Annotated in this window: 12 protein-coding genes; 9 read left to right on the top strand and 3 right to left on the bottom strand. The window is 62.3% G+C overall.

Going from position 1 to position 13,346, the window contains the following annotated elements:
• The 4 genes from NKI61_RS19440 to NKI61_RS19455 form a co-directional block, all read left to right on the top strand.
• Window positions 1-732 (top strand): NAD(P)/FAD-dependent oxidoreductase (locus NKI61_RS19440; RefSeq protein WP_352840303.1); only part of this gene is annotated, 732 nt, incomplete at its 5' end.
• Between the two features lie 243 nt (window positions 733-975).
• Entirely contained in the window at window positions 976-2,490 is a 1,515-nt protein-coding gene (locus tag NKI61_RS19445) for a protein adenylyltransferase SelO (protein ID WP_023738734.1), read from the top strand.
• A 686-nt stretch (window positions 2,491-3,176) separates the two neighbouring features.
• Window positions 3,177-3,362, top strand: coding sequence for a hypothetical protein (locus NKI61_RS19450; protein ID WP_023688550.1), 186 nt, complete (start codon window positions 3,177-3,179; stop codon window positions 3,360-3,362).
• Window positions 3,363-3,364: 2 nt separating this feature from the next.
• Window positions 3,365-3,565 carry a hypothetical protein gene (locus NKI61_RS19455; RefSeq protein WP_081725396.1) on the top strand — a complete coding sequence of 67 codons (201 nt, stop codon included), beginning with the start codon at window positions 3,365-3,367 and terminating at the stop codon, window positions 3,563-3,565.
• A gap of 596 nt (window positions 3,566-4,161) precedes the next feature.
• On the opposite strand, the gene NKI61_RS19460 is transcribed toward NKI61_RS19455, so the two are convergent.
• The gene (locus tag NKI61_RS19460; protein ID WP_352840304.1) at window positions 4,162-4,320 is read right to left on the bottom strand and encodes a hypothetical protein; all 159 of its coding nucleotides are present in this window, start codon (window positions 4,318-4,320) and stop codon (window positions 4,162-4,164) included.
• A gap of 184 nt (window positions 4,321-4,504) precedes the next feature.
• Entirely contained in the window at window positions 4,505-5,011 is a 507-nt protein-coding gene (locus NKI61_RS32935) for a DUF982 domain-containing protein (RefSeq protein ID WP_502896639.1), read from the bottom strand.
• Between NKI61_RS32935 and NKI61_RS19470 the strand changes: the two genes are divergently transcribed.
• From NKI61_RS19470 to NKI61_RS19490, 5 genes are all read left to right on the top strand, one after another.
• Window positions 4,997-6,058, top strand: a complete 1,062-nt coding sequence (locus NKI61_RS19470) for a glycosyltransferase family 4 protein (RefSeq protein WP_023672687.1) — start codon at window positions 4,997-4,999, stop codon at window positions 6,056-6,058. The two genes, NKI61_RS32935 and NKI61_RS19470, sit on opposite strands and share 15 nt — an antisense overlap.
• Window positions 6,059-6,104: 46 nt before the next feature.
• Window positions 6,105-8,267: an amylo-alpha-1,6-glucosidase gene (locus NKI61_RS19475; protein WP_023688553.1), complete on the top strand. Its 2,163-nt coding sequence runs from the start codon at window positions 6,105-6,107 to the stop codon at window positions 8,265-8,267.
• Between the two features lie 144 nt (window positions 8,268-8,411).
• Window positions 8,412-10,193, top strand: coding sequence for an alpha,alpha-trehalose-phosphate synthase (UDP-forming) (locus tag NKI61_RS19480; protein WP_023707492.1), 1,782 nt, complete (start codon window positions 8,412-8,414; stop codon window positions 10,191-10,193).
• Window positions 10,190-10,978, top strand: coding sequence for a trehalose-phosphatase (otsB, locus tag NKI61_RS19485; protein ID WP_352840305.1), 789 nt, complete (start codon window positions 10,190-10,192; stop codon window positions 10,976-10,978). The genes NKI61_RS19480 and otsB overlap by 4 nt, the downstream gene beginning before the upstream one ends.
• 200 nt (window positions 10,979-11,178) lie before the next feature.
• On the top strand, window positions 11,179-12,636 hold the full coding sequence (locus NKI61_RS19490; protein WP_023688556.1) for an NCS1 family nucleobase:cation symporter-1: 1,458 nt from the start codon (window positions 11,179-11,181) through the stop codon (window positions 12,634-12,636).
• A 153-nt stretch (window positions 12,637-12,789) separates the two neighbouring features.
• Here NKI61_RS19490 and NKI61_RS19495 read toward each other — a convergent pair whose 3' ends face one another.
• Complete coding sequence (locus NKI61_RS19495; protein ID WP_023743360.1) at window positions 12,790-13,335, bottom strand: DUF1697 domain-containing protein; 546 nt, start codon at window positions 13,333-13,335, stop codon at window positions 12,790-12,792.
• Between the last annotated feature and the right edge of the window lie 11 nt (window positions 13,336-13,346).

A 13,346-nucleotide genomic window follows, 5' to 3' on the forward strand; every position in this document is an offset into this window, starting at 1 on the left:
CGTCTGCTCGCCGGATTCGCCCCGGAGCTTTCCAGATATGCACGTCTGCGCCTTGAAAGCCTGGGCGTCGAGGTCGCGCTCGGCAACCGGGTCGAGGCGATCGAAGCGCATCAGATCACCGTCGGCGGCCAGGTGATCCCGGTGGCCTTGACGCTCTGGGCCGCCGGGGTGGCGGCTTCTCCGCTGGTCGCCCAGCTTGGTGTCGGGCTCGACCGCGGCGGTCGGGTGAAGGTCGAATCCGACCTGCAGGTCGTTGGCCATCCCGATGTCTTCGCGCTTGGCGACGTCGCACTGGCCCTCGATGGGAATGGCCAGCCATTGCCGGGTCTTGCCCAGGTCGCCAAGCAGCAGGGCGAGCACCTCGGCAAGGCACTGGCACGCCGGATAGATGCTGGCGATACGCTGCCCGCTTTTGTCTTCAGCAATCGAGGCAACACGGCCATTGTCGGCCGCCACGCTGCCGTGTTCGAATCGGGTAGGCTGAAACTGAAAGGCTGGTTCGCCTGGTCTGCCTGGGCGCTCATCCATGTCTACCTGCTCGTCGGTTTTCAGCACCGCGTTCAGGTCTCGATCCAGTGGCTCTGGCGCTACCTGACCTATGAGCGTGGCGCCCGGCTCATCGCCGAGGAGCGAGTCGAACCGGGTTCGAAATCATCGCCGGGAGCGGCCCCGAGAGAGCCGCTGCCAACCAAGGCAGACGCCGCCCCGGCATTGCACGCCCGCACTGACTAGATTGCCGGGTGCTCAGTTCGGAGACAGTGGCGATGCGGGCGTCAGCTCTGGATTCCGCCACGGCCCGTCGTCCCACGGCAGCCCGAACCTCGATAGTTGAGGCGGGTGGTTCCCAGCTTGTATCCGGTGCCGGCCTGATGGATCCGGATGGCACCAACGACGTTGCGTCCCTATATGAACAAATGAACACAGGCTCCTCGAAACGGGATCTGTTGAACCCCTCCTCTTCAGAGACAGCTCGTCATGACGTCACCTGCGACTGCTGAACAACCCCCGGTCATTCAGACGGGGCTTCCCGCCCTGAGCAACAGCTATGCGCAATTGCCGGAGCGCTTCTTCGCGCAAACAGATCCGAAGCCGGTGTCCGAACCGCGGCTGATCCGGTTCAACCGGCACCTCGCGGAGGAACTCGGGCTCGATGCCGACCAGCTTACCAGCCCGGATGGAGTGGCGATGCTTGCCGGCAACAGATTTCCGGAAGGGTTGCAAGCAATCGCCCTGGCCTATGCGGGCCACCAGTTCGGAAACTTCGTGCCTCAGCTTGGCGACGGGCGCGCCCTGCTGCTTGGCGAAGTGGTGGACGTCAACGGCGTTCGCCGTGACATCCAGCTGAAAGGATCGGGACCAACGCGGTTCTCGCGCAACGGCGACGGCCGCGCCGCACTCGGCCCTGTCCTGCGCGAATATGTCGTCAGCGAAGCGATGGGGGCGCTCGGCATTCCGACGACGCGAAGCCTTGCGGCGGTGCTCACCGGCGACCCGGTCTATCGCGAGGTCCGGCTGCCCGGCGCCGTCCTGACACGGGTGGCGGCAAGCCATATCAGGATCGGCACGTTCCAATATTTCGCCGCGCGCCACGACACCGAGGCGCTCAAGATACTGGCCGACTATGCCATTCAGCGTCACTTCCCACAGCTGGCGGGGGAAGCACGGCCGTACCGGGCTTTGCTGGAGGCCGTTGTCGCCGCACAGGCGGACCTGGTGGCGCGCTGGATGCTGGTCGGCTTCATCCATGGCGTCATGAACACCGACAACATGTCGATCTCGGGCGAGACGATCGACTATGGCCCATGCGCCTTCATGGACGCTTACGACCCCAGCGCGGTGTTCAGTTCGATAGACCGCGCCGGTCGCTATGCCTATGCCAACCAGCCTCGTGTCGCCACATGGAACCTTGCGCGCTTTGCCGAGACCCTGCTGCCGCTCATGAGCACGGACGAGAATGAAGCAGTGTCTGAAGCGGAAGAGGTGCTGAGGTCGTTCCAGGCCTCCTATGAGGCTGTGTTGCAGCGCGGCTTCCGCAGAAAACTCGGACTGCTGACCGAAGCGGAAGGCGACTTGCAGCTCGCTGCCGACTTTCTGGATGTGCTGGCTCGCGGCGAAGCGGATTTTACGCTCGGCTTCCGGCGCCTGGGCGATGACCTCGACGCTGCGGACGGCCAAGGCACGGCGCGGCAGTTGTTTAAGGATCCAGGCTCATTCGATGCCTGGTCGGCGCGGTGGCGCCAGCGCATTGCAAGCGAAGCAGCCGACACGGCCACGCGCCGGGCAGCCATGCAATCCGTCAATCCCAAATTCATCCCCCGCAATCATCGCATCGAGGCGATGATCCAGGCGGCGTTGGGCGGCGACTTCACACCGTTCGAGGAGATCTTGACGGTCGTCAGCCGTCCCTTCGATGAGCAGCCGGGAATGGAACGCTATGCTGAGCCGCCACGCCCGGATGAGCGCGTCCTGCAGACATTCTGCGGTACCTGAGACATTCGTGATGGTCGCTTAACATGTGCAAATGCGGAAGACCCATTTGCAAGCTATCGTCACGGGTACTCTCGTAAGGGCTGAGCTATGACGATCATAGAATTGGCATTCGAATTGCTGGCACGGAAGCTCGTAGACCGTACCGGAATATCAGACGAAGATGCTCGAGACCTTGTCGCAGCCATGGGAGCTGACTGGTCATCGCTCGTGCGAGCAGCGAGGGCGATCAAAGAGACTTAGGTCTTTTGACGTCGTTTTAGCTGCCATCAGCTGCAGGGAGAGCGGACCTGAGGCTGCTGCCGCGATCCAGGCGCGACACCATCACCGATCATGTCAGCAACGTGGTCAAGCACTGTATTTCGGTCGCTCGAAATCGACCGGATACAACACGCTGCTCTCCTGAAAGCCACTGAAGCCCGCTACGCAAGTCGCCGGAAGCTCGCAATAAACTGCGATAGCAGCCCAGTCTTGAGGTTTATATTGCAGGCCCGCATCACTGGCGGGGCGACGCGGGCCTGCCCAGAGATTGCCTGTCCTCGACAAGCAACGCAGGCCCTGCCGTTCGTTGAAATCCGCGTTGGGACTCAGATTCCGTCGGCACCGAAATCACAGGTGCTGACGAAGCAGACGGAACTTCCCCCCACGATCACGGTTTGGAGTCACGAGACCAACCCAAGGAGATGCAGATGTCGAGCAAAATGCCGCCCGTGCCGCCTGAGAACCAGAGCCAGAAGGGTCGAGGAGAAGGGCGACAGGTTAGCCACGATGATGCCCAGCACGGCACTCACGGAGCGCCGGATCCGGAGCGCCAAGGGCAGCAAGCCAACACCAAGGTCAACACCACTCATCAGGGCCGTCAGCAGGATCGGTGATCATGTCCACATCGAAGAAACACCCGAACACGATCCGGCAGGGCGGGCCAGGCGCATCGCACGAGAACGCCAGAAAACCCCTGCAGGTCAACAAACCCCCGGCGGATGAAGACCGTCGATCCAAAAGCCGAGTTTCAGGGGGTGGCGGTGAAAAGGACAGTCATCATTCGCACAATCCAGCCAAGAAGGGTAGCAACAGTTGAACCCACGGCTTTGTGAATGATTGTGCTAAAGCGCGCCGCGTGTGCATGTCATTGTCTCACAACCGAGCCTTTTTTTGAGTGACATGCATAGCCGGACCAGGGTGAGGATCAGCGAGTCCAGACGCCCGGAAAAACCGGAGGCCGTGGGCCCGCACCACTGGCGGAGCGATGCGGGCCCGGCCAAGGGTTACGGCCCTCGACCAGCAGCGAGGGGCTCGCTGCCGCATGCAGAACAAGCCCCGTAATTTCAGGTTCCGCTAATATACAAAAAAGCCGGCCACCTTTCGGCAGCCGGCCAGTTCCAACCGAACAAGGGAACGTGCACTGATGGGGCAGTGCAACGCCCGAAGTGTTTCGAGGCGACGATGTTCCACCGGAAATCCACAGATTCGCCGTTTCGATCTACATTGGCCGGATTGAAAGATCTTTGACGATCTCCCAAGTTCTCGGGGAGCCCAGTCCGACGTGTGGCGCCCGGTCTGCGCCTTTGCCCTCTATGCGGCCAGCAAGCTCATCCTTGAAGAATGCCCGCCGCGGCTGCCGCACGCGTCAACACCGGCGTGCAATTGGTCGAGCGCGCGGCAGACCGGGGACTGTCAATGCGAGCGTCTGTCGACGTAGGTGTAGACGCCGGCCCCAATGGCGACCGCGCCGACCGTGATCACGATCGATGGCGCGCCCATCAAACTGGCAAGGACCGCCCAGATGAGGGCGATGACGATAGCGCCGAGTGTTCCCAGGATCAGTTTCGGCATTGTCTACCCCTCCACGTTCGGACCGCCCGTCGATGGTCGTCACCCACCGGTCATGCGAAACGCCGCATGAAAGCACAGTGTGGCCCATGAGGTGAAGGGCGCGCCGGAATACTCCGGTGCGAAAAAGATGATGCCCGCGCCGCCAAAGCCCGGGTGTTCAATAGCCAAATGGCTGGACCGGCGCCTAGCGCCTCAGCGCGTGGACTTCCGCCATGCTTTCGCCGCCCATCGGCAGGGCCATCTCATCATCGAGCAGCCGGGTGATGCGGGCAAAGCCCGTAAACGCCTTCCTGGCTGCTTCGGCCGACATTCTGCCCGACAGGGCCGCGGAGCAGCAATTCACGGCGCATTGATACACAGGCCCACGCCGTCCCAATGGCCATTTCTGCAAAAAGACCATCGCTTCGGCAACGCTATCGACTTCCTCGACGGGGTGTCCCTGCCCGCGCGCAATGCGCACGGGCGTAAAGAAATGCAAGCGGTCCATTTTGTTCTCTCCCTGGTCGGCCGCAGCGCGAACCAACCCTACTAAATTCGCGGATGGCGCGTTTGTTCCGCTTATTGCAAAAAAATCTGCGCTGGTGGGCTTGGGTTGCCGACGCCCGCTTTTGTCCGGAACGTTAGGCCGGCTGATGCATTTCGCTCTCGTGATTGCCTTGAGGGACACGTTCAAACCATGCGCATAGCCCATGTCGCCCCTTTGCACGAATCGGTGCCACCCCTTCTCTATGGCGGCACCGAGCGCATCGTTTCCTATCTGACCGAAGGGCTGGTCGAACTCGGCCATGAGGTGACGCTGTTCGCCAGCGGCGACAGCCGGACGTCGGCCAGACTGATACCAGGTCGCGAACGCGCGCTACGCCTCGATCCGCGCCCGCTGAAATCGGACACGGCGGCGCATCTTGCGATGCTTGCCGATGTGAGGAACCGAGCCCACGACTTTGATATCATTCATTTTCATCTCAGCCATTTCCTCCATTTCTCGTTCTTCGAGACCATGCCGGACAAGACGGTGACGACGCCTCATGGCCGGCTCGATTATGTCGATCTGGCGCCAGCCTATGAGCGTTTTCCGCGCTTTCCGCTGATCTCGATCTCGCATAGCCAGAAGACCGGGCTTGCGAATGCCAATTGGCTGGCCACCATCCATCACGGGCTGCCGACGGGTCTCTATCAGCCGACCTTCGAGACGGCGGCGGGCGAACCATACCTTGCCTTTCTCGGCCGGCTTTCGCGCGACAAGCGGCCGGACCGGGCCATCGACATCGCCTTGCGCTCGGGCATGAAGCTCAAGCTGGCGGCCAAGATCGGCGACGATGATCGCGCCTATTTCCATGAGACGATCGAGCCGTTGATCGATGGCGACCGCATCGACTATGTCGGCGAGATCGCCGAGAGTGAGAAGACTGAATTCCTCGGCAATGCCGCTGGTCTGCTGTTTCCGATAGACTGGCCCGAGCCGTTCGGCCTTGCCGCGATCGAGGCGATGGCGTGCGGTACGCCAACCATCGGCTGGAACTGCGGTGCGTTGCCGGAAGTCATCGACCATGGCGTTACCGGATTTGTCGTCGATTCTCTCGACGCCGCGGTCGCCGCGGTGCCGGCCTTGCTGCAACTCGACCGGCGAAAGGTGCGCGCCGTCTTCGAAAGTCGGTTCTCCGCCAACAGGATGGCGCGCGACTATCTCACTGCCTATGCGCGTCTCATCGGCGCCCCGGCTGAATCGAAAGCGTCGTGAACGACGACGGCGGACGTTCCGAGCCCGAAACAGAGATTTGTGACTGATGACCGAACTTGACGAGCGCAAGCTCGACCCTGCCGTGGCCCTTGCCTCCCTGGACGAAACCGCGCCGCGCGAGCCGCACCGGCTGTTTGCCCTGAAGCAAGGCGACTGTTTTGCCGTGGCCGATGCCTACGGCGATATCAGGGGTGCGGGCGACGGTTTCTTCCGTGACGACACCCGGGTGCTGTCGGAGTTCAGGCTCACCGTCGGCGGCCGGCAGACATCGCTGCTCGGCGCCTCGCTCAGCCAGGACAATGTGCTGTTCACCAGCAATATGACCAATTTGCCGATGCAAAGCGTCGGTGGCCGCGACATCCCGCAGGGCGCCATCCATATCGAGCGCGTCAGGCTGTTGTGGCAGGACCGGCTGTTCGAGCGCATCACCCTTTCCAACTACAGCCAGGAGCATTCGGCAATCCGCGTCTCGCTGCATTTTGCCGCCGATTTCCGGGACATGTTCGAGGTCCGCGGTTCGACCCGGCCGAAGCGCGGAATGGCGCATGCAGCGGAGATCGAGCCTGCCTCGGTGCTGCTGCGCTATGACGGACTGGACGGGCTGGCGCGGGTGTCTGCGATCTCGTTCTCGCAGCCGCCGGACCAGCTGAGCGCCGAGCGCGCGGATTTCCTCATCGCAGTGACCAAGCGCAGCAGCAAGATGCTTTACGTCGAGGTCGGCGCGGAACTGACCGAAACGCCCGACCGCGACCGCTTCCGGGCGGCCGCGGCGCGCGCCCGTTTCGGCATGCGGGCCAAGCGCCGCCATGGAGCGACGGTGCACAGTTCGGGTCGCGTCTTCAACGATTGGGTCGAACGCGCCCGCGCGGATGTCGCCTTGCTGACCACCGAGTTGTCGACCGGCCCCTACCCCTATGCCGGCATCCCCTGGTTTTCGACGGCCTTCGGCCGTGACGGCGTCATCTCGGCGCTGCAGATGCTATGGCTCAACCCCGGCCTGGCGCGCGGCGTGCTTGCCTTCCTCGCCCAGCACCAGGCGACCGAGACATCGCCTTTCAGCGACTCGCAGCCCGGCAAGATCATGCACGAGACGCGCAAGGGCGAGATGGTGGCGCTGCAGGAACTGCCTTTCGGCCGCTACTATGGCGGCGTCGATACCACGCCGCTCTACATCCACCTCGCCTGCGCCTATGCCGAACGCACCGGCGACATGGACTTCATCGCCAGCCTGTGGCCGTCTCTCTGCGCCGCCGCCAAGTGGACGGAAGAGGCGAGCCGCGCAACCGGCTTCGTCACCTATCAGCGCGCTGCCGAATCCGGCCTTGCGAACCAGGGCTGGAAGGACAGCTTCGACTCCGTCTTCCACGCCGACGGGCGCATTCCCAAGGGGCCGATCGCGCTGGTCGAAGTGCAGGGTTATGTCTTCGCCGCCTTCAGGGGCCTTGCCGCTCTCGCCCGCCGCCGGGGCGAGTTCGCGCAGGCCGAGCACTGGGAAAATCGCGCCGAAGAGATGCGGATCGCCGTCGAGCGTGATTTCTGGCTGGACGATCTCGGCTTCTATGCGCTGGCGATCGACGGCGCCGGAGAGCCGTGCAAGGTGCGCACCTCGAATGCCGGACACCTGCTCTATGTCGGCCTGCCCGAACCGGCGCGGGCTAAGATGGTCGCCGACCAGTTGCTTTCGGCCTCCTTCCACTCCGGCTGGGGGGTGCGAACGCTTTCCGACGATGCTGTGCTGTTCAACCCGATGTCGTACCACAATGGTTCCATCTGGCCGCATGACACGGCGATGTGCGGCGCCGGCCTGGCGCGGTTCGGCGAGCGTGACAGCGTGGTGCGGCTGATGAGCGGTACGTTCGAATCGGCAGTGCATTTCAACATGCGACTGCCGGAACTGTTCTGCGGTTTCACCCGCTCGCCGGGCGAAGCGCCGATCGCCTACCCCGTCGCCTGCCTGCCGCAAGCGTGGTCGGCAGGCTCGGCCTTCATGCTGATGCAGGCGTGCCTCGGTCTGGAAATCGACGGCTGGAACGGCGAAATCCACGTCACTCGACCCCGTTTGCCGATCGGCATCGATACGCTGACGCTCAGGCATCTGGGTGTCGGCGAAAAGAGGGTCGATCTTACCTTTCAGCGCGTCGGCGACCGCGTCGTCGCCTTTCTCGCCGACCGCCATGAGGGGCTGGTTCCGCTGATCGTGCGGACATGATCGGAACGGCTTTCAACGGGAACCGATCCCAGGGTTTGTGCGTTGCAAAAAACACAGGTTCTCACGGGCGATCGTCGGCTGCGAACACTCAAATGGAACCATGAAGAAAAAGGCCCTGACGGCCAAAATTGAGTTGGAATTGGAATGACTGATTATGGCATGGCCCTGCTCTGGGTCTTGATCCTTGCAAGCCTTGGCCTTTCGATTCTAGCCGTTCTGTTATCGATCTCCAGGCAACGTCGTAGCCATAGCTTGACGGTTGCACCGACTGCCGGCGAGGACGTCGCATCGGAAGCGACGCGCAAGGTTTTGCGGGAGTTCGAGAAGAATGGACAATCTCCCGACGCGGCGCTGGTGAACTGGTCGCCCGACACCTTGCGCAAGATACTTGCCGACGACCTGCCGGACGCGCAGGTCATCGTCGTCTCGAACCGAGAACCCTATATCCACAACATCAAGGACGACGGCGTCGAGCTTCTGGTGCCGGCCAGCGGCCTGGTGTCGGCGCTTGAGCCTATCACCCGCGCCTGCAGCGGCACCTGGATCGCCTATGGCGGCGGAACGGCGGATCGTCTGACGGTCGATAGCAACGATCGGGTTCAGGTGCCGCCGGACAATCCGTCCTATACGCTGCGCCGCGTGTGGCTGAGCGACGACGAATATCAGGGCTACTATCTCGGCTTTGCCAATGAAGGGCTTTGGCCGCTCTGCCATATCGCCTTCACCCGGCCGGTCTTCCGTGCCTCGGACTGGGAGGCCTATGAGGTCGTCAACCGCAAATTCGCCGATATGGTGGTTGCCGAGGCGCGCAATGAGCGGCCGATCGTGCTGGTTCAGGATTACCATTTCGCGCTCCTGCCGCGCATGATCCGCGAGCGGCTGCCGGAGGCGATCATCATCACCTTCTGGCACATCCCGTGGCCGAACTCCGAAGTGTTCAGCATCTGCCCATGGCGCGAACGCGTTCTTGATGGACTGCTCGGGAGCTCGATCATCGGCTTTCACACCCAGTTTCATGCCAATAATTTCACTGAAAGCGTAGACCGGTTCCTGGAAAGCCGCATCGAGCGCGCCGACGCCGCGATCTCGTATGGCGGGCGGACGACACTGGTGCACGCCTATCCCATCTCCATCGAATGGCCGGCCGAACTCCTGGCGAAACTGCCACCGGTCGAGGAAAGCCGCGCCCGCCTGCGTGAGCGGTTCGGCCTGTCGGCGGACGTCAAGCTGTGCGTCGGCGTCGAGCGCCTGGACTACACCAAGGGCATCCTCGACCGCTTCCATGCGCTGGACGAATTGTTTACGCGCCACCCCGAGTGGATCGGCAAGGTAGTGTTCCTGCAGATTGCTGCCCCAAGCCGCGGCACGTTGCCGGCCTACCAGCAATTGCACGATGAATGCCTGCGTTATGCCAACGAGCTCAACCAGCGCTACGGTCATGACGGCTACAAGCCCGTGGTCATGGTGGCTGAGCACCATTCGCAGCAACAGGTCTATGAGATCTATCGCGCCGCCGACATCTGCATGGTCACCAGCCTGCATGACGGCATGAACCTCGTAGCCAAGGAATTCGTCGCCGCGCGTGACGACGAACAGGGCGTGCTGTTGCTCAGCACGTTTGCCGGCGCGTCGCGCGAACTGCTGGAAGCACTGATCGTCAATCCTTACGACGCGGCGATGATGAGCCAGGTGCTGCTGCAGGCGCTAACCATGTCACCGGACGAACAACGCGAGCGCATGCGCCCGATGCGCGAAATAGTGCGCGACAACAATGTCTTTCGCTGGGCCGGCAGCATGCTGCTCGATGCGGCGCGCCTGCGCAAACGCGGCGACCTCGAAAGAGCGACAAGTGTCGCCGAGCGGCCCGCAAACACCGACACCAACATCGTCTCGCTGTTCGACCGCATGCGGAAGGTGGCGTCATGAATAGCCTGTCAAAAGCACCGGGCCTGCCAACCGCACCCGACCTGCCGGAAGGACAATGGGCGCTTTTCCTCGATATCGACGGCACGTTGCTGGAGCACGCGGCGCACCCCGACGCCGTGTCCGTAAGCGACGAACTGCGCAACCTCCTCGGCGTCGTCGACAAACGGCTGGACGGCGCAGTCGCCTTTATCACCGGCCGCTCGGTCGAAGGCGCCGACCGCCTGTTTCATCCGTTGAAGCTGCGTGTTGCCGGTCTCTATGGGCTGGAACACCGGCTGACGCCGGACGGCCCGGTCGTTACCGCTGATGCTCCCGCCGATATCGCTGCCCTTGCCGACGCCATCGAGGCCGAACTGGATGACGGCCTTGTTCATATCGAGCGCAAGGGTCCGATCCTCGCCATCCATACGCGTGCGGCGCCGCATCTGCTGGCCAGGGCAACGCATCTTGTCGAACAGGCATTGACCGAGCTTCCCAAGGGCTATCGGGTTATCCCGGGCAATGCCGGCGTCGAACTCATGCCGCTCGAAGCAGCCAAGGGCGCTGCCCTGCGGCGTTTCATGGCAATCCCGCCCTTTGCCGGACGGCGGCCGGTCTTTCTCGGCGACGACACCGCCGACGAAAACGGTTTCGAGGCGATCAACGAGGCCGGCGGCATCTCGATCCGGGTCAAGCCGCGTGGGCCGACCGTGGCCCAATACAGGCTCGATGATGTCACCTGCGCGATAGCTTGGCTTGCCGCCAATTTCGACGCATCACCGGCCCTCAACCGCAAAGCGTCCTGATCCCTGCCGTCTGCGGGTCGAATCAAGATCGCCGCGATTGCGCCGACCTTCGCCAAAAGCCGATCGATAAGCGCTGTTCTCATTGAATATCTTTGAGGCCAAAGCCGGCAAATGGATTGCTTGCCGGTTCCCCTGCGTCAGGCATAACCTGCGCAGTCGACGCGTGAGGGCGCGTGCGGCATCAAGGGGAGGACATCGCAATGACCATACAAGGCGCATCACCCGATCTATACAATGAGGATTTGGCTCCGGCCAAAGTCCGAAACTGGGGGCCGTTCTCGATCTTCAACGTCTGGACGTCGGACGTCCACAGCCTCTGGGGCTATTATCTCGCCGCAAGCCTGTTCCTGTTTTGCGGCGGCTTCGTCAATTTCATCATCGCCATCGGCATCGGTTCGCTGATCATCTACGCGCTGATGAACATGGTCGGCTATGCCGGCGTGAAGACCGGCGTGCCCTACCCCGTGCTGGCGCGCGCGTCCTTCGGCATCTGGGGCGCCAACATTCCGGCCCTGGTGCGCGCCATCGTCGCCTGCTTCTGGTACGGCGCGCAGACGGCAGCGGCATCGGGCGCGATCGTGGCGTTGCTGATCCGCTCGCAATGGTTCGCCGATTTCAACGCCAACACGCATTTCCTCGGCCATACGGGTCTGGAAGTGATCTGTTTTGTGGTCATCTGGGCACTGCAATTGCTGATCATCCAGAACGGCATGGAAACGGTGCGCCGCTTCCAGGATTGGGCCGGACCGGCGGTGTGGGTGATGATGTTGATCCTGGCGATCTATCTCTGTGTAAAATCCGGGAGATTTGCCTTTACCAGCGACATCCCGATGGATGTGCTGCTCGACAAGACAAAGGATGCCGGCGTACCCGGAACCCCTGGCTCCTGGACGTCGCTGTTTGCGGTGGCCGCGATCTGGGTCACCTATTTCTCGGCGCTCTATCTCAATTTCTGCGATTTCGCCCGCTATGCCCCAGACAAGGCATCGCTGCGCAAGGGCAACATCTGGGGCCTGCCGATCAATCTCATCCTGTTCTCGCTGGTCGCCGGCGTGACCACCATCGCTGCCTTCGACGTCTATGGCGAAGTGCTTCTGCATCCCGACCAGATCTCGGCGAAATTCGACAGCTGGTTCCTGGCAGCGCTTGCAGCCCTGACTTTTGCCGTGGCAACGCTCGGCATCAATGTGGTGGCAAACTTCGTCTCGCCGGCCTTCGACTTCTCCAATGTCTTTCCCCGGCAGATCGACTTCAAGAAGGGCGGCTATATCGCGGCCGTGATCGCGCTGGTGCTTTATCCCTTCGCGCCGTGGGAAGGCAGTGCCGCGTCTTTCGTCAACGTCATCGGCGCGACGATGGGGCCGATCTTCGGGGTGATGATGGTCGACTACTATCTGATCCGGAAGGGCGAAGTCGACGTCGAGGCACTGTACCGCGAAGATGGCGAGTTCCGCTTCCAGGGCGGCTGGCACGTCAACGCCTTCATAGCCGCCGGCATCGGCGCCATCTTCTCCTCGGTCCTGCCGAACTTCACGAACCTGCTGCCGGCATGGTGGGGCGTTTATGGCTGGTTTTTCGGCGTCGGCATTGCAGGGGTCATCTACTACGTCCTTCGCACCGCCGCCCTTGGCGCAGGGGCCAGGACGGCGAAGGCGTGAAATGAGAGATAGGGAGTAGGGAGTAGTCAGTAGTCAGTAGTCAGTAGTCAGTAGTCAGTAGGGAATAGTATAACCCCTACTCCCTACTCCCTACTCCCTACTCCCTACTCCCTACTCCCTACTCCCTACTCCCTACTCCCTATTCCCTATTCCCTACTCCCTACTCCCTACCATCTCAGCCAACCTCCGCACCGTGTTCCAGTTGCGTGCGGTGCCGATGCCCATGCGCTTGTGGTTCATGGCAGCGAGCAGCCGCGAGCTTGGCCGCTCGCGCGAAAAGACGACCCAGATGTCGCCGTCGACCGAAGCCACCTTCTCGTCCTCGGCGGCATAGGCCTGGAGCGCGGCCACACCATCCGCTGGCGCTGGCTTGCGCATCACCCGCACAGCCACCTGATCGCCTGCCTCGGCAGAGTCGGCCGGGAATGGGTTGCCGGCGGCAAGTTTCAGCCAATCCTCGGCAGTGCGCACGATGATGACGACATTGCGGCCGAAGGTTTTTTCGAAGGCCGTTTCCAGCCGCTGTTCCAGCTTGGCGATGCCAGTCGCCCGTGTCTCGAAGACCAGATTGCCGGTCGCCACCAGGGTGCGCGGGTTCTTCAGCCCAAGCTGTTCAGCCATCGCCTTGAGGTCGGCCATGACGACCCGGCGGCCTTCGCCGAGGATAATGCTGTAGAGCAGCGCAACATAGGTCTGCATCAGCTGCGAAA

Source organism: Mesorhizobium sp. M0514, from assembly GCF_040321145.1.
GTDB lineage: Bacteria > Pseudomonadota > Alphaproteobacteria > Rhizobiales > Rhizobiaceae > Mesorhizobium.